Origin of the sequence: Neobacillus sp. GCM10027624 (assembly GCF_042675345.1) — a bacterium.
GTDB lineage: Bacteria > Bacillota > Bacilli > Bacillales > Cytobacillaceae > Neobacillus > Neobacillus cucumis_D.
Genome location: NZ_JBHTHD010000005.1, coordinates 57,133 through 74,292 on the forward strand (window position 1 = coordinate 57,133; position 17,160 = coordinate 74,292).

At 38.0% G+C, this 17,160-nt stretch carries 16 protein-coding genes and 1 pseudogene; 12 read left to right on the forward strand and 5 right to left on the reverse strand.

Annotated features, from left to right (window positions below; all coding sequences use genetic code 11):
• Positions 1-24 precede the first annotated feature (24 nt).
• The 4 genes and pseudogenes from ACFQZ9_RS10075 (at position 25) to ACFQZ9_RS10090 (ending at position 3,910) form a co-directional block, all read left to right on the forward strand.
• Positions 25-1,002 carry a ring-cleaving dioxygenase gene (locus ACFQZ9_RS10075; protein ID WP_198313294.1) on the forward strand — a complete coding sequence of 326 codons (978 nt, stop codon included), beginning with the start codon at positions 25-27 and terminating at the stop codon, positions 1,000-1,002.
• A gap of 295 nt (positions 1,003-1,297) precedes the next feature.
• A pseudogene (locus tag ACFQZ9_RS10080) lies at positions 1,298-2,218 on the forward strand (DMT family transporter).
• Positions 2,219-2,664: 446 nt separating this feature from the next.
• Positions 2,665-3,042 carry a hotdog family protein gene (locus ACFQZ9_RS10085; RefSeq protein WP_498943659.1) on the forward strand — a complete coding sequence of 126 codons (378 nt, stop codon included), beginning with the start codon at positions 2,665-2,667 and terminating at the stop codon, positions 3,040-3,042.
• Between the two features lie 19 nt (positions 3,043-3,061).
• Positions 3,062-3,910 (forward strand): aldo-keto reductase family protein, encoded by an 849-nt coding sequence (locus ACFQZ9_RS10090; RefSeq protein ID WP_498943660.1) that lies wholly within the window; start codon positions 3,062-3,064, stop codon positions 3,908-3,910.
• Between the two features lie 69 nt (positions 3,911-3,979).
• On the opposite strand, the gene ACFQZ9_RS10095 is transcribed toward ACFQZ9_RS10090, so the two are convergent.
• Positions 3,980-4,528: a TetR/AcrR family transcriptional regulator gene (locus ACFQZ9_RS10095; protein WP_498943661.1), complete on the reverse strand. Its 549-nt coding sequence runs from the start codon at positions 4,526-4,528 to the stop codon at positions 3,980-3,982.
• A gap of 217 nt (positions 4,529-4,745) precedes the next feature.
• On the opposite strand from ACFQZ9_RS10095, the gene ACFQZ9_RS10100 reads away from it, so the two are divergent.
• From ACFQZ9_RS10100 to cshA, 5 genes are all read left to right on the forward strand, one after another.
• Positions 4,746-5,501, forward strand: a complete 756-nt coding sequence (locus ACFQZ9_RS10100) for a carboxymuconolactone decarboxylase family protein (RefSeq protein WP_498943662.1) — start codon at positions 4,746-4,748, stop codon at positions 5,499-5,501.
• Positions 5,502-5,531: 30 nt separating this feature from the next.
• Entirely contained in the window at positions 5,532-6,395 is an 864-nt protein-coding gene (locus ACFQZ9_RS10105) for an aldo/keto reductase (protein WP_498943663.1), read from the forward strand.
• 118 nt (positions 6,396-6,513) lie between these two features.
• Complete coding sequence (locus tag ACFQZ9_RS10110; RefSeq protein WP_498943664.1) at positions 6,514-7,686, forward strand: MFS transporter; 1,173 nt, start codon at positions 6,514-6,516, stop codon at positions 7,684-7,686.
• Positions 7,687-7,882: 196 nt separating this feature from the next.
• Complete coding sequence (locus ACFQZ9_RS10115; protein ID WP_498943665.1) at positions 7,883-8,860, forward strand: aldo/keto reductase; 978 nt, start codon at positions 7,883-7,885, stop codon at positions 8,858-8,860.
• A gap of 298 nt (positions 8,861-9,158) precedes the next feature.
• On the forward strand, positions 9,159-10,613 hold the full coding sequence (gene cshA / locus ACFQZ9_RS10120) for a degradosome RNA helicase CshA (protein WP_198313287.1): 1,455 nt from the start codon (positions 9,159-9,161) through the stop codon (positions 10,611-10,613).
• A gap of 115 nt (positions 10,614-10,728) precedes the next feature.
• Here cshA and ACFQZ9_RS10125 read toward each other — a convergent pair whose 3' ends face one another.
• From ACFQZ9_RS10125 to ACFQZ9_RS10135, 3 genes are all read right to left on the reverse strand, one after another.
• Entirely contained in the window at positions 10,729-11,145 is a 417-nt protein-coding gene (locus tag ACFQZ9_RS10125; RefSeq protein WP_498943666.1) for a DUF1284 domain-containing protein, read from the reverse strand.
• Between the two features lie 202 nt (positions 11,146-11,347).
• Complete coding sequence (locus tag ACFQZ9_RS10130) at positions 11,348-12,145, reverse strand: HAD family hydrolase (RefSeq protein ID WP_498943667.1); 798 nt, start codon at positions 12,143-12,145, stop codon at positions 11,348-11,350.
• Between the two features lie 232 nt (positions 12,146-12,377).
• Positions 12,378-13,301: a carbon-nitrogen hydrolase family protein gene (locus ACFQZ9_RS10135; RefSeq protein WP_498943668.1), complete on the reverse strand. Its 924-nt coding sequence runs from the start codon at positions 13,299-13,301 to the stop codon at positions 12,378-12,380.
• Between the two features lie 102 nt (positions 13,302-13,403).
• Here ACFQZ9_RS10135 and ACFQZ9_RS10140 point away from each other — a divergent pair, with 102 nt between their 5' ends.
• Complete coding sequence (locus tag ACFQZ9_RS10140) at positions 13,404-14,300, forward strand: LysR family transcriptional regulator (RefSeq protein WP_498943669.1); 897 nt, start codon at positions 13,404-13,406, stop codon at positions 14,298-14,300.
• Positions 14,301-14,374: 74 nt separating this feature from the next.
• Here the strand turns inward: ACFQZ9_RS10140 and ACFQZ9_RS10145 are convergent, their stop codons facing one another.
• On the reverse strand, positions 14,375-15,244 hold the full coding sequence (locus tag ACFQZ9_RS10145) for a LysR family transcriptional regulator (protein ID WP_498943670.1): 870 nt from the start codon (positions 15,242-15,244) through the stop codon (positions 14,375-14,377).
• Between the two features lie 198 nt (positions 15,245-15,442).
• On the opposite strand from ACFQZ9_RS10145, the gene ACFQZ9_RS10150 reads away from it, so the two are divergent.
• Positions 15,443-16,336 carry a DMT family transporter gene (locus ACFQZ9_RS10150; RefSeq protein ID WP_498943671.1) on the forward strand — a complete coding sequence of 298 codons (894 nt, stop codon included), beginning with the start codon at positions 15,443-15,445 and terminating at the stop codon, positions 16,334-16,336.
• Between the two features lie 199 nt (positions 16,337-16,535).
• A complete protein-coding gene (locus tag ACFQZ9_RS10155) occupies positions 16,536-17,120 on the forward strand; it encodes a nucleotidyltransferase family protein (RefSeq protein WP_498943672.1) in 585 nt (194 codons plus the stop codon).
• The last annotated feature ends 40 nt before the right edge of the window (positions 17,121-17,160 follow it).

Consider the following 17,160-nt stretch of genomic DNA (forward strand, 5'->3'; position numbering starts at 1 on the left):
CTGATTTTCTAGGAGGAATATATAATGAACCATTTAAAAGGAATACACCATGTAACAGCGATTACAAGCAGTGCGGAAAAGAACTATGAATTTTTCACTTATGTTTTAGGGATGCGCTTAGTTAAAAAAACCGTCAATCAAGATGATATTCAAACCTATCATTTATTCTTTGCAGATGATAAAGGCAGCGCAGGAACAGACATGACTTTCTTTGACTTCCCTGGCATTCCAAAAGGTGTCCATGGTACAAACGAAATTTCGAAGACATCTTTCCGTGTACCAAGTGATGCTGCGTTAGATTATTGGGTTAAACGCTTTGAACGCCTTGAAGTCAAACATACTGGAATTAAAGAACAATTTGGAAAGAAAACTCTTTCTTTCGTTGATTTTGATGATCAACACTATCAATTGATTTCAGACGAATTCAATAAAGGGGTAGAATCTGGCACACCATGGCAAAAAGGTCCAATCCCACTTGAATATGCAATTACTGGTTTAGGACCTGTTTTTGTTCGTATTGCGAAATTTGATTACTTTAAAGAAATGATGGAAAAAGTTCTATTATTTAAAGAGACAGATAAAGAAGGGTCACTCCATTTATTTGAAGTGGGAGAAGGCGGGAATGGTGCCTCCGTAATTGTAGAATATAATGCCATTCTTCCTGAAGCCCGGCAAGGTTTTGGGACGGTTCACCATGCGGCATTCCGTGTAGAAGATCGCTCTGTTTTAGAAGAATGGATTGAACGAATGAATAGTTTTGGATTCCATACATCCGGTTATGTAAATCGTCACTTTTTTGAGTCATTATACGCAAGAGTGGCACCGCAAATTTTATTTGAGTTCGCTACAGATGGTCCTGGTTTTATGGGTGACGAACCTTATGAAACGCTTGGGGAAAAATTATCTTTACCACCATTCTTAGAGCCTAAACGTGTAGAAATAGAAAAATTAGTTCGTCCAATTGATACAGTAAGAAGCACAAAGGAATTCATCAAAGAATAAAAGGAAAAAATATAGCGCATCAACTGGTGAGAAGCTTTAATCGAATTTTTAATTACTTTTTAAGAGCTACTAAAGATAGCTCTTTTTTTAATTTTATAACCATTCTGTTATTGTGTTAAAATTAAGAAAATATAAAAAAGGGGGATTAAGTAATGAGATTATATTTAGATATTTTTGAAAATGACCAACCAGCTATTCATTCCTAAGTCGAGGGATGAATAGTTACATTAAAGTCATGCCTCGTCTTAGGGAAAGTTCATTTTAATTTCCTTTTAAAAGGACGGAGGTATTATTAATGAAGCAAAATTTGGTTGGAGCAATCTGTTTATCTTTAGCCGCAAGTATGTGGGGCGGTATGTATGTAGTCAGTAAATATGTATTAGATTATATACCACCGTTAACGTTGGTATGGGTGCGGTATGTTATAGCGTTTGTTTTTTTGTTTATTGTATTGAGATTGACGGATAAAAAAAATGATCATCGCACAGTTATTATGAAGAGGGATTGGTTCCTATTAGCCTGGATTGGTTTTATTGGCTACTTCGTATCCATTGCATTCCAATTCATTGGCACAAAATTATCTGATGCACACACTGGAGCTTTGATTACATCCGCTACACCAGCTTTTATTGTGGTCTTTGCACGATTTATATTAAAGGAAAATCTGACCGTTAGAAAAATTACTTCTGTTTTATTAGCTACATTTGGAGTTGTTATTGTAATTGGTTGGGATACAAAGGTTGGTACTTACTTAACAGGAAGTATCATATTGGTGGGAGCTGCAATCACTTGGGCGTTATTATCAGTCTATGTAAAGGTTGCTTCTAAACGTCTTTAATCCTTAACCATAACGACTTATGCAGTATTATTTGCACTTATTTTTACTACGCCGGCAATGATTTGGGAACTTCAAGCGAATGATGTATATTATCAAAACATTTTAATCATTTTAGGAGTTATTTATCTTGGAGTAGTTTCAACTGCTGGCGCATTTTTTCTTTGGAATAAAGGTATGGATTTAATGGATGCTGGTATCGGCTCATTGTTTTTCTTTTTCCAGCCACTTGTAGGTTCTTTTTTAGGATGGCTCTTGTTAAAAGAAAAGTTAGACGTGAACTTTTTTATTGGTGGTTTCATCATTATGATAGGTGTTGTGATCGTTACCTTACAAAAGAAAAAACCTATCCAAAGGTTAAGCACCCGATCTGATAAATAGACGGAAAAATTCCGCTTATTTAGTAATTATTATTAAAAATAGCTTCAATAGGCGGAGAGAATCCGCCTATTGACTCGAAAAATTCTAAAAGGGGAGATTTTCCTTTGCATAACCGGAAAACCTCCCCTTATATACCCCGAAACGAGCTTCATTCTGCATCTAACCGAAAAATCTCCGCTTATTTTACCTTTGCTGGTTACCCGATTAAGGACAAGACATCTTATTTAAAAGTGAGTGAGTTTTATCTCATTTAAATAAACATTTTAAAAGTGTATATGGAACAACAGCATTTGAATATTTGTCACATATAAATTGAGGAGGAGTTTTGTATTTTAGGAGGAAAAGCTTATGAACTTATAAAGCGGGATATTTGATTTTCACTTTATATTTTTGTAATATTCAGATTAGTTCGTGTACTGTATAAAAACTTGAGGGGGGATAGCTATATGCCATTAAAAGTTGGAGATATCATTACGTTTGAACGGATCTTTTCTATAAGGGATGTTGAATTATTTTCAGAGATTTCAGGTGATGAAGGGATTCACCATATAACCCCAGATGAACAGGGTAGACTTGTCGTTCAAGGGTTATTAACGGCCACTCTACCAACAAAAGTAGGTGGAGATCATAACGTTTTGGCACGTACTATGAATTTTGAGTTTTTCCGACCTGTGTTTACAGGTGATACAATCATATGTGAAGTTAAAATTGAAAAATATGAAAGGCAAGAAAATAATAGAACCGCTATTATTGCATCCTTTTTATGTATGAATCAGAATGAAAAGGAAGTATTAAAAGGAGATTTTTCAGGTGTAATACTTTGAAAGAATAGGAGTTGATGATTTGAAATTAGTAGATATCGCTGGAAGAAAAGTATCACCTCTTGGAATAGGGACTTGGAATATTGGTAATGATGCGCAAAAAGAGAAAATGGAAGTTGATGCTATAAGTTTGGGTCTAAATGAAGGGATTCAAGTTATTGACACAGCGGAAATGTACGGAGATGGAAAATCGGAACTTCTAGTAGGAAAAACAATTAAAAGTTTTCCGCGTGAAAACTTATATTTAATCTCAAAAGTACTTCCAGAGAATGCATCAAGAGATAAATTACCAAAAAGCTTGGATAAAACACTTATGAGACTTCAAGTTGATCAGATCGATTTGTATTTATTACACTGGCAGGGAAGTGTTCCTATAGAAGAGACAGTCATGGCAATGGAAGAGATGAAAAAAGTCGGTAAAATTAAATCTTGGGGTGTTTCAAACTTTGACACAAACGACTTAAAAAAGCTATTTGAACAGCCTTTTGGAAAGAATTGTGCGGCTAATCAAGTGAAATATAATGTTGCTGACCGTGGTATAGAATATGATTTAATTCCGTTTATGAAAAAAAATAATATGCCGCTAATAGCATACTCTCCAATTTTAAAAGGGAATCTTTCTGATTTGGATCATAAGAAAAAAGCAATTTTGGAGGAAATCGCTGTTCATCATCAAGCAAGTATTTTTCAGATTTTATTGGCTTGGACGATTCGAGACGGCAATACTATTTCGATTCCTAAATCTGGAAATTCACAGCATATGAAAGAAAATGTTGATTCTGTCAATATTATTTTAAATGAATTTGAGCTCTCTAAAATTGACTCCGTCTTTAGTAAACCCCAATCAAAGCAAAGACTTGCACTCTGGTAAATGATCAAGATATTGATAAACCAAACACCTGAGTCCCGGAGGAAAGAGACTCAGGTTTATTTAGTTTAATTATTCTAGGTTTCTATCTAACAATGCCCCCGTTTGTTCTGCCATAATACGAGCTGGCAATGGCATACCATTCTTGAACCACCATTCCACTGCACCAACAACCGCGGAACCAAAAAATTGAAGAACCACGTCATCACTTAATCCTTGATTTTTTCCTTCAGTTGTATCGACCTCACCTTTAAACTCTTCAATCACTAAATCAAGAAAGCGACTGCGGAAATAGGGTGCACCTTTACTTGCTAACATCGTTGAAAAAAATAAATAGTGACGCTCAAAGTATTCGTACCAGACATAATTTCCTTCTTGAAAAGTCATCTCAGAGGCAGATTTGCATAGTTCTCGGAGATTGTCCATATGTTCTTCTATCATCCTATCCAGGAGGTCGTATTTATCCGTGTAATGAAGATAAATGGTTCCTCGATTCACATCTGCTCTGTCCGCAATATCCTGAATGGTAATGTCGTCAAAACTTTTTTCAGACATCAGTTCAGTTACAGCATTTTTGATCGCTATTTGGCTTTTGGCTATTCTTCTATCTACTTTAGACATTGTATTTCTCCAATCACTCTAAAGATAATCAACAATTTTAATGGATTTGTTGAGTAATCAACGAATTGCGTTCATTTAACCATTGAAAGTATGAAAAGCTTTTTTATAATTATAAACAGTTGTTGATTAATCAATCAATATTAATTTTTCAAGCATCATGTTGCAGCGAACTTTTGGATTAAAAAAACTAAATGAACTTGAAACAGGAGGCTTATTTGTGGATCGCATTGAAAAGAGCAAGGAAAAATACAACCAGTTATTTGGAAATGGAGTTCCAGCCGCATATGCTACCGATCCTGATTTTCAGGACATTCTTAACCGCTTCATTTTTGGAGAAGTTTTCTATCAAGGAAATCTGGGTGACAAGCAACGTGAGTTGATTACTTTGGCAGTGCTTACCACGAACCAGACGATGACTCAGCTCAAGGCACATGTAATTGCCGCACTGAACGCCCAGCTGACACCTGTGGAAATAAAAGAAGCCGTTTATCAGTGTGCCCCCTACATTGGATTTCCGAAGACATTAAACGCCATCAATGAAGTCAATGAGGTTTTCAAAGCAAAGAATATTGCTTTACCAATTGAAAGTCAAAAGACTGTAGATGAAGATGATCGTTTTGAGAGGGGACTTGCTGCTCAGGTAAAGATTTTTGGTGAGATAATCGCAAAAATGCGTGAGGCTGCCCCAGCAAATCAAAAGCATATCCAAGATTATCTTTCTGCTTTTTGCTTCGGAGATTTCTATACTCGCGGGGGACTTGATCTGAAAACACGAGAGCTGCTGACCCTCTGCATCATAAGTAGCTTAGGCGGCACTGAAGGTCAAGTAAAGGCACATGTGCAGGGTAACAAAAGTGTAGGTAATGACAAGGAAACATTGATTACCGCCATCACTCACTGTCTCCCATATATAGGATTTCCAAGAACACTGAACGCATTAGCGTGCATCAATGAAACGATTCCAGAAAATTAAGAAATTTAACAATTCAAAGGAGACAAAAGCATGTTTAACGAAACATACAAATTAGCAAATGGTATAGAAATTCCAAAATTAGGTCTTGGTACCTGGCTGCTTGACGATACACAGGCGGCACAGGCAGTGCGTGATGCGGTATCGATAGGATATCGTCATATTGATACTGCACAGGCTTATATGAATGAAGCTGGTGTAGGCGAAGGAATCCGTTCCTGCGGTGTCGCAAGAGAAGAACTTTTCATCACAACAAAGGTTGCTGCAGAAGCAAAGACCTATGATGCTGTAACTAAGTCCATTGATGAGTCTTTAGCAAAAATGGGACTGGATTATATTGACCTTCTGATTATCCACAGCCCACAGCCTTGGGTGGAGTTCCGTGAGGAGAACCGTTATTTCGAGGAAAACAAAGAAGTATGGAAGGCAATGGAGGATGCTTATAAGAAAGGCAAGGTAAAGGCAATCGGTCTTTCTAACTTCCTTCAAGATGATATAGAGAATATTCTTTCAAGCTGTGAAATCAAGCCTATGGTAAATCAGATATTGGCACATGTAAGCAATACTCCTTTGGAACTAATTGAATTCTGCAAGAAGAATGACATCCTTGTAGAGGCATATTCACCAATTGCGCACGGTGCAGTTCTCGATCATGCAAAGGTCAAGGTAATAGCTGATAAGTATGGAGTATCTGTTGCTCAGATTTGCTTACGTTATGATATCCAGCTTGGTCTTGTAGTCATTCCTAAGATTTCTAATCCGGATCACATGAGAAACAATATAGAGCTTGATTTTGTCATCAGTGATGCAGATATGGAAACGTTAAAGAATGTAGAGCACATCCAGAATTATGGTGAGCATAGCTTCTTCCCGGTATTTGGCGGGAAATTAAAATAAAAAGGTAATGTCGTTTAAATAACATTTTTTTCACCCAACAGTAGCCATGACGTGATGCTACCTTATGTCTTCTTAACTAAAGAGTATCTGGAATTTCAAAGGGGTGAAAAGCAAAATTATGAAAAACACTTGGAAAATTTACTTGCTTGCCTTGATAACATTCATGGTTAGTACATCGGAGTATGTCATTGCAGGCATACTAGATAAAGTTGCTGCCTCCAATCACGTTTCTGTATCAGCAGCAGGACAACTGATCTCCGTATTTGCAATTGCGAATGCGGTTGGTTCTCCTCTCGTCGTGATGGCAACGACAAAACTGAATCAGCGGAAGTTATTGATACTTTCTCTTGTTTTAATGGTGCTTGGCTGTGTAATGACTTTTACACTTCCTGGCTTCGGTTTTCTAATCGTCTCACGGATTATTCTTGCTTTAGGAAGCGGAGTTTTTGCCATTGCTGCGAAGACTGCTGCGTCGAAATTAGCACCACCCGAAAAACAAGCAGGGGCTATCGGCACAGTTTTACTTGGGTTTAGTGCTGCCATCATCATTGGTGTACCAATTGGTCGTGTTGTAGCGCTCCTCTATGATTGGAAGTTAATCTTCGTGGGGATCGGTGTTCTTAGTTTACTAGCAATCTTCGTTATCATCCGAACGATCCCGGGCACAATTAAAGGGTCTACCGTTCCTCTGGGCAGGCAACTTGCTTATTTAAAGAACCCGAAAATATTAATGGGCCTTGGTGTGACGTTCTTTTGGCAATTAGGATATGGGGTGATGTATTCGTATATTGCACCATACTTACTATCCATTACAGCTATGAGTGGACGAGAAGTGAGCGGTGCTCTGTTTGCGTTTGGCATCGCAACTTTAATAGGTTCCAAGTTTGGTGGATTTATGACGGATAAGATTGGTAACCCCAAAACTCTTGTTGGCGGTTTGGTTGTCCATTGTTTAGCTCTTGTCTTACTCTCTACCATCGCCAGATCAACTTTTGTTGCTATTCCGTTGCTTATGCTTTGGTCCTTTTCGGCATGGTCGTCTGGTCCGGGTATGCAGTATAACCTGGTATGGCTTGCCCCTGAAGCTTCAGGAATCATGCTTAGTTTATATGGCTCCTTCATACAGTTAGGGATAGCGACAGCGGCAGGAATCGGGGGTATTGCCGTAAAGAGCACATCCGTTCTATCGGTCAGCTGGATCGGGGCCGCATCAGTGGCAATTGCTGCAATTATAGCGGCGGTCTCATTTAGCCTTACTAGAAAAGTGGCGAATTACGAAAAAGTTGTTTAATGGAAGGGGTACTATAATCAACAAATTAGATTGATAAATTCATAAATCAACAAATTGCGTTAAATTAACGATTGAAAGAATCAACAGATATTAAAACAAGATAATCTTCCGACGATTTCTAGAACGGATTACGTTGCAATAAAGATGCAAATTAACTTTATTTAATAAAGGAACGATTAAATTTTGGAGGTACATTATGGAGTATCGCACAATAGGAAAAACGGGAATTCAGGTTTCAAATTTATGTTTTGGTGCAATGTCTTTTGGCGGGGATGCTGATGAAGAAACATCTAAAGCCATGTATAAACGTTGTCGGGAAGCTGGTATCAACTTCTTCGATACTGCCGATGTATATGGACGTTCTGAAGAAATTCTAGGAGAGTGTATCGCACATGAAAGAGACGAAATCGTTTTAACGTCAAAAGTGTTCTGGAACACGGGTGCTGATGTAAATGCTAGAGGACTGTCTCGAAAACATATGATGCAAGGGATTGAAAATAGCCTGCGTCGCTTAAGGACAGATTATATTGATTTTTATTTCGTCCATGATTTTGACGAACAAACTCCAATGGAGGAAACGCTGCGAACACTTGATGACCTGCAGCGTCAAGGAAAGATTCTTTACCCAGCAGTAAGCAATTGGGCCGCATGGCAAATCACAAAAGCATTAGGAATTTCTGCAAAAGAGCAACTTGCTCGTTTTGAAATAATCCAACCCATGTATAACCTTGTTAAACGCCAAGCAGAGGTTGAAATTTTACCAATGGCTGCTTCCGAACAAATTGGAGTCATTACTTACAGTCCTCTAGGTGCTGGACTTCTTTCAGGAAAATATGGAGTGAACAAACGACCTGAGCAGGGCCGCCTTGTACAAAATGCCCGCTATGGTGACCGTTATGGTGCCAATGAAGATTTCATCACGGCTGAACTGTTCACCAAATATGCAAAAGAGCATGATGTGAAACCTGCAACTTTAGCAGTTGCTTGGGTAAAAGCGAATCCTGCTGTTACTGCCCCAATCATTGGTGCACGTAATTTAAACCAGTTAGAAGATTCATTAGCTGCTGCCGATTTTAAAATGACACCAGAAATGTATACTGAAATCTCCAATTTATCAAGAACACCTGCACCAGCAACAGACCGAGGAGAGGTATTAACAGGTAAATGGAAATAAGGGTTTCAAACTCTTGATGAAGTGGGTTAAGGAGGATGTGTGTACATCCTTCTTTTTTAACATTTAAGATTGAGAAGTCTTTATCAGTTTTTGGCTTAATCAAGCTTCCCATCAGAAAATAGCGAAAATGATTCAAAACAATGTATTAGGTTTTCATATGATTGGCATCTACTCACAAAAAGGGCCCATAACTATGAAAGGGATATTGAAGTATAAAAACAATTCTTATATTGAATTCAATCAAGGAGTTTAGTCCAATATAAAAAATAGTAAACATAAAGAAGGGGTTTTGAAGAGTATGACAACATTTCATGAAATGGGTATTAGTGAACCCATTCAAAGAGCGATTACGGATATGGGATTTGAAGAAGCATCTCCAATTCAAGAGAAGGCCATTCCCATCGCTTTGACGGGGAAGGACATTATTGGTCAAGCACAAACCGGTACAGGAAAGACGGCTGCCTTTGCCATACCGATCTTGGAGAAAGTGGATACGAGCAAAAAATATATTCAGGCGATTGCCATTGCACCGACAAGAGAATTAGCTATTCAAGTTTCAGAAGAGATCAATAGGCTATCGAAATACATGGGGATAACTTCTCTCCCAATTTATGGAGGACAGTCCATAGATCGCCAAATCAAGGCCTTAAAAAAGGGACCTCACATAATTACGGGAACACCTGGAAGACTTTTGGACCACATTCAACGTAAAACCCTGAAGTTGGACCAAATTTCAGTGGTAGTTTTAGATGAAGCGGATGAAATGCTTGATATGGGCTTTCTGGAAGATATCGAACGAATCCTCAAAGAGACCCCTGAAGAAAAACAAACCTTGCTGTTCTCTGCAACCATGCCCAAACCGATTCAAAATCTTGCGGAAAGATTTATGAGCAATCCAGAGTTAGTGAAGATAAAAGCGAAGGAAGTTACCTCTCCAAGTGTAAAGCAAATTTATTATGAGGTAAATGAACGCGATAAATTTGACGTGCTTTGCCGTCTACTAGACGTGGATAACCCAGAATTAGCCGTGATTTTTGGAAGAACAAAAAGACGTGTGGATGAATTAAGTGATGCATTGAATAAAAGAGGGTATCTGGCTGATGGGTTGCATGGTGATTTAAATCAAAGACAGCGTGATGTTGTGATGAATAAATTCCGTGAGGGAACCATTGATATTTTAGTTGCGACTGATGTGGCTGCGAGGGGAATTGATGTTTCAGGGGTTACCCACGTCTACAATTTTGACATTCCTCAGGACTCGGAAAGTTATGTTCACCGAATTGGCAGAACAGGGCGAGCAGGAAAGACGGGGGTAGCTATTACATTTGCAACTCCTAGGGAAAAGGGGCAGATTCACAGTATTGAAAAAGCATCGAAAGGGCATATCGAGCGTAAATCAATACCGACAGTAGCAGAGGCAATGGAGTCTATTCAGAAAGCAGCAGTAGAAAAGATGATTCAATTGGTTGAAGAGGAGGATTACATACAGTTTAAGCAAGCTGCAAGCGAATTGCTCGATCAATACGATTCAATAGCGTTAGTTTCTATTGCCTTGAAATTGTTGTCGAAGGAGCAGAGGGATGTTCCCGTTCAGCTAACTTCCGAGGCACCACGATATGCGAATAAACCAAAGACACAAGAGAAAACAAGGAGAAACTATAAAGGGAATAGGGATTTTGGGGCAAAAAGGGGAAATGGGAAACGGAAAAAAACCTCGATGTCCTCTCAGAAAAAAGAAAGGATTATAAAATGAATCCAAGGAGGGTGATCTCAGCAATCATCCTCTAAAGCCCAATCGATTGTCGAATAAATGAAAGCTGTTATACAACCAATTGCATAAAACGGAACTATTTAATAAAGGAGAGGGCTTATTTAACTTCCCTTAAGCCCTTCCCTTCAATAATCTCTTGAATACCTTCTTCACAAACCCCATATGAACGCCAGAAACAAGTTTCACACACAGATTGAATATCGGAGGGTTCGACATACTTTTGGATGTGTGACTCAATGTCCTCCCAATTCAGAATTTGCCCGATCTTTAGCCCCAATTTCTTTAAAATAGCGGCATCTCTTTCATAAATATTGTCGTGCTGGCAGTGGTATTCACCTGAGTTGGGGTACTTTTCACACAAATGATCAGGTCCATTTACAAGTTGAATCCACGTCTTGGGGTCGTTTCTTAAGGTTTGATGCAAATGGGTCATATTTTCCACGTATTCTTTGGAATAGCCCATTCCACGATATCCAAGAAGGCAAAAAAGATGATGACCTCGTAGCTTATACATAAATTTCCCCCAGTTCGACAGCTTCGATTATATTTAAATGTTAACTAAAAAGGAAAAAAGTTAACACATTTATTCATCATAACATATCATACCTGATCAGCTGAGAAATTTTTATTTGATTAGCAGCCTCTCCTTGACAGTTGATCACCGCAACACTTTATTAACACAAAAAAGGACGAGATATCCGTCCTTTTTGAATAACTTAAATCACATTTGATTCGTATGATTTATAAAGATAACGATCTATAAACTCAGCTAATCCATCATTTTCGTGGTGTCCTGTAACAAAATCTGCTGCTGCTTTAACCTCTTCGCTAGCGTTCCCCATTGCCACACCAGTTCCGACATGTCGAAGCATCTCTATATCATTGGGTCCGTCCCCAAAGGCAACAACCTCATTTGTACTAATTCGAAATTCGCGAAGTAAACTTTTTATAGCAGACCACTTGGAAACATTAGGAGCAACCAGTTCAAACCCGTCATTCCAATTGATGACTTCTGCTTCCTTTTTAAATACAGCGGATAATTCAAAATTCGGTGTACCTGTTCGAACACTATATTTAAAAACATCTTGGTAATTCGCCTGTCTTAAATCTCCAATATAACGTGGCGGAATTTGCCCAACTTTTGTCCAATAATCGATTTCTTCATTTGTTTCCTTACAATAAAGCCCATTGGCTGTATGGATCATAACATTCCAAGGATTTTCAGCGGTCAGATCGTGGAATCGTTCTTCATTCAGTCGGATGATTCTCATTTGAATAGCTTTTCCTGTCTTTGCATCGTGAATGGCGGCACCATTCAGACAGATCATAGGAGTTTGCAATCCAATTTCTTTATGGTAGGGAGCGGTTACTTCATAGTGTCGACCAGTCGCTAGAAAAACCTTGACTCCCTGATTTATAAGCTTATAAATACCTTCCATATTTCGGCGGGTAATGTTATTTGAGGCTGTTAGTAGTGTACCATCCATATCAATAAATACTGCACGCACATTCATTTATACTGCCTCCTCATTCGTTGATAAACGAATCATATCATCTGAATATTAAAGACTTGTAAACTCAGTGTATGATTTGAATAAAGTTTAGAGGGAAGCAAGGGATGGTCCTACAAAGGGTGTCCACTTTAACCTTTTGGCAAAAATTTGCGAGGAGTCCTTCGCCGATTTTTGTATGTGTGATTTCTCTTTCGCGAAATTGAACACTTACCCTTAAATATCAAAAAGGAATCTATTGCTTTTCTTCATTCACGATTAATTGAAACACATCTTTGCGATTATAATGTCCGACAACATCAAAGTCAAAATGACCCCGTGTGATGTCATCCAAATCTAAAGTCGCATACAGTATTTCTTCTTTTCCAAATACTGGCTCAACTATAAATTTCCCAAGTGGATTTACGATGCAACTTCCACCTCGTGTGATTTCATTAGGCATTTTTTGCATTTCCTCTGTTTCAAGTAAATCCTCTTCATACATATCCTTCGTACTATATTGATTGCAGGATAAAACAAAGCAACGTCCCTCAATCGCAATATGCCTCATAGTAGCAAACCACGTGTCACGCGAATCAGCAGTAGGAGCGACATAAATCTGAATTCCCTTTTCATACATAGCTGCGCGTGCTAGGGGCATATAGTTTTCCCAGCAAATTAGAGAACCAATTTTGCCATAAGCTGTATCAAAAACAGGGAGTGTACTCCCATCCCCTTCACCCCAAATGAGACGTTCACTTCCTGTTGGTTTTAGTTTTCGGTGTTTACCCAACAGTTTTCCATCTGGACCAAAGTAAATTGCAGTGCAATAAAGTGTGCCTCCGCTTGTTTCTTGGTCGCGTTCAATGACACCAATAATAGTATAAGCACCTGCTTTTTTCACTGCTTCTCCTAGTTGGTCTGTTTCCGCTCCGGGTACCGTTATGGCATTTTTTACGTAACGTACAAAATCATTACGTCCACTTGTAGAACGGCTTCCTACTACTGCACCAAAGCTCATCCCTCGTGGATACGCCGGTATAAACGCTTCTGGAAAAACAATTATATTGGCTCCTTGTTCCCCAGCTTCTTGGATCAACTTTATTGCCTTATTAACACATTTCTCTTTATTCATTACTATTGAACCCGCTTGAACCACTGCAACTTTGCATGAAGTCACTTGAATTCCTCCTTTTTCTCAAATTCTAAGAGGAAACGATTATAATGTAAAATATATGATAATCATATTGATTATGCCCTAAAGGAATAATGGAGGAAAATGATGAACTTACAGGACTTTGAGGTATTTAAAACAATTGTAGAAAGTGGAAGCTTTTCTAAGGCTAGTGAGCAGCTATTTATTGCCCAGCCATCTCTTTCTAAAACGATTCAAAGATTGGAAAAAAAGCTTGGCGTAACACTCTTTGAGCGTTCTAATCGAATTATCCGTTTAACCGATGAAGGTGAACTTGTATATGAAAAAGCGATTATAATGCTTCAGCAAATGAAGGAGTTAACTATACAGCTTGAAGATATGAGCGAACATGTAAAAGGGCATTTAAAAGTCGGACTGCCACAAATTATTGGCACATTTTTCTTTCCACAAGTGGCAAAAACTTTCTCAAAAAAATATAAAGGGGTCACACTTGAAATTGTTGAAGAAGGGGGATTGAGTGTAGAAAAGCTCGTTGAAAAAGGGGAAGTGGATGTAGCTTTTGTAGTGTTACCTGCACGAAGTAAGGAACTAGAAGAACAACTTATTTTTGAAGCACCGTTTGTTGCCTGTTTGCCAAAAGGTCATGTTTTAAAAGATGAAAAGCAGATTTCACTTGCACAACTACAACAGGATGACTGGATCATGTTTGATACTACATTCGCCTTGCGTCAGGTAGTTCTTGATAGTTGCCGTAAAGAGCAGTTCGTACCGAATATTGCATATAGTACAACGCAATGGGATTTGTTAATGGGATTAGTTCGTGATGGACTAGGGGTTGCTATTGTTCCAAGCCCATTAACTGAAATGATTGCACAGAATCTTTGTGTAAAAGAAATCTGCAGTCAATATATCCCATGGAAAATTGGCATCGTTGTGAAGAAAAATGCTTATAAAACACATGCGTTGGAGGCTTTTTTGAAAATAGTGTCGGATGTTTACAAGAAAGATGATATAACCAAATAATGCCCCGCAACTTCTTTATAGCAATTTGCTGCTAAACGATGGATTCGAGAGTTTAACAACATGTAATTACTCATTCACTCTCTGTTCCTATATGATAAATATTCTAAAAATTTCTTGGACGCAAGGGAAAGTGTTTTTTGTTCTCTCATAGCAACACCAATATTTCTAAAAGCAGGAACTTCAAGCTCTTTCGCTATAATTTTGTGTGGAATTCGCCGTAATATCAATTCTGGCAATATACTGATTCCAAGCCCATTTTCCACCATAGACATAATGGCATAGTCATCCCATGTTGTAAAATTAACATGCGGTGAAATATGATGTCTCTCAAAAATTTCAGAGATTTCTGCTTTTGCCCCCTTTTCCAACAACATAAACGGACTGTCCAGTAAGCCGTTGATGGGAAACCTATCGCAATTAGCAAGAGGATGATTTTGTGGAATCACTGCCAGCAAACGGTCTTGTTCCAAAAAGATTGTTTCAAGTTCTGCTTTTGCCGGTAGCCGCAAAAATCCAAAGTCAACACGCCCATTTAGGATCCAACTCTCAATTTCTGTATAATCACCAAGCAGAAATTCAAAATCTATCATTGGGTAATCCTTCTTAAAAATTTTAATAATGTTAGGGAGCCAATGAGATGCCACACTGGAAAATGTCCCAATACGAATCATCCCGGATTCCATACCATGTAAGTCTCCGATCTGCTTCATTAAGATTTCATACTCATTGCAAATTCGCTTTAATTGGGGGAGTAACTTTAAACCATCCGAGGTTAAATTGATACCGGCACGTCCTCTTTCAAAAAGGAAAATCCCCCATTCCTTTTCTAAATCGTTGATCATACGGCTAATCCCGGACTGTGAATAGTCCAATATTTCGGCAGCTTTTGTAAAACTACCCAATTCTACTGCTTTGACAAATGCCATATATTTTTGGATATTCATATTTCTTTCCTCATCCCATCTGGTTTTATCATACAAATCATGATAAACATTCGTTTTTGTAATGTGTGTAAGTATGATAAATTATTTCTAATAATTATTCAAGTTAGGAAAGGAAAAGGTGTATGACGATGTATTTTATGGGTGATATTATGCAAAAAAACCAGACAGCTACAAGTCTCATCTACGTTGGAGTAGATGATGAAATCTAAAATTCAGTTTATATTATCAATGATTATTTTCGGTACAATTGGTTTAGTTGTTCGAAACATTGATCTATCTTCGAGCGAAAGAGCTTTACTAAGCAGTTTCATAGGATGCTTATTTTTAATGTTAATATTCTTCATGATGAAGAAAAAAATATCATGGAATTTAGTTAAATCTAATGCTTTATTTTTGATTCTTTCAGGTATTGCATTAGGAGGGAATTGGATTTTTCTTTATCAATCGTATGACCATACGACCATTGCCAATGCAACGCTAGGATATTACTTTGCACCTGTATTTGTGATGATTCTTTCTCCCTTTGTACTTCGGGAACAATTATCCATCAAGAAAATTATGTGTATTGGTGTAGCAATCATTGGGATGTTAATGATTGTAGGGGAAGGCGTGAGAGCATCCAGCTCAGATGATCTGCTTGGACTTTCCTTTGGATTAATCGCAGCTGCATTTTATGCTGCGTTATTGCTTTTAAATAAATTTATTAAAGATATGGGAAAGTTAGAGCTGACCATCATTCAGCTTGGAATAACCACGTTACTTCTAATGCCATATGTTTTCTTGACTTCCGGCTTTGGTATTTTTGAAGTATCAAGCTCTTCCATTCCTTTTATTTTAATTTTAGGGATTATCAATACAGGGATTGGTTTTTGGTTATTTTTCTCTGGTATGGAAGGATTAAAGGGGCAGAGTATAGCTATGCTAAGTTATGTGGATCCATTTGTAGCTATATTGATTTCTGCCATTATCCTGCAAGAACAAATGACAATTGTTCAAATGCTTGGTGGTACACTGCTATTAGGTTCTACATTGGTTAGTGAAATTAGATCAGTCAATTGTTCAAACCAATTAATGAAAGCACCATCTGAATAAAGTTAAAAACAGTGAAGGCATTAGTGTCCCACTGTTTTTTATTTTAGAGTGTGATTAAGTGTTATTTCCATATTACATTCATTTCCCAGAGTCATGCCAAACTTTGTCATTCCATATAATAAAGAAAGTAAACAATTGGGGAATAAAGTCACAAGACTGATAGAGGGGTAAAATTACTAATCGGTAGAAGGTGACAAATATGGAAGCCATCATCCTAGCTGCTGGATACTCCAGCCGAGCGAATGCATTTAAGCTGACGTTGCCACTGGGGCAAAAGACCGTCTTGGAGCAAACAATCTCTAAATTTGAAGGAATATGCAACAGGGTCATCATCGTAGCCGGGTTTCAAGCGGAAATCATCCAAGAGGAAATCGCAAAAATCAGAAGTAAGAATGCCTATTCTTTTCAGATCAAGTTTGTTTATAATGAAAACTTTACCCAGGGGATGTTTCGTTCCATTCAAACAGGCTGCAATGAAGTACAGGGTACAACCTTCTTGCTAACACCTGGAGATTGTCCGCTCGTTAAAAAAGAGACCATTCAGCTAATCGCGAAATCCAAAGGGGACGTGGTCATTCCCAGCTTTCATTATAAAGGTGGTCACCCCATCAAATTATCAAGCGAAGTGAAAAAGAAAATTCTTGAAACTCATCCAGATCATAATTTGCGAGAAGTTCTCAACCATTACGAAAAGAATTACCTCAATGTAGAGGATCCCGGAGTATTAATGGATGTGGATACACAGGAAGATTACCAAAAAGCCCTAAGTTATTTTAAAGCCTAAATACCTCGCTATTTTTTCCGTTTTATCCATGCAGGTTCAT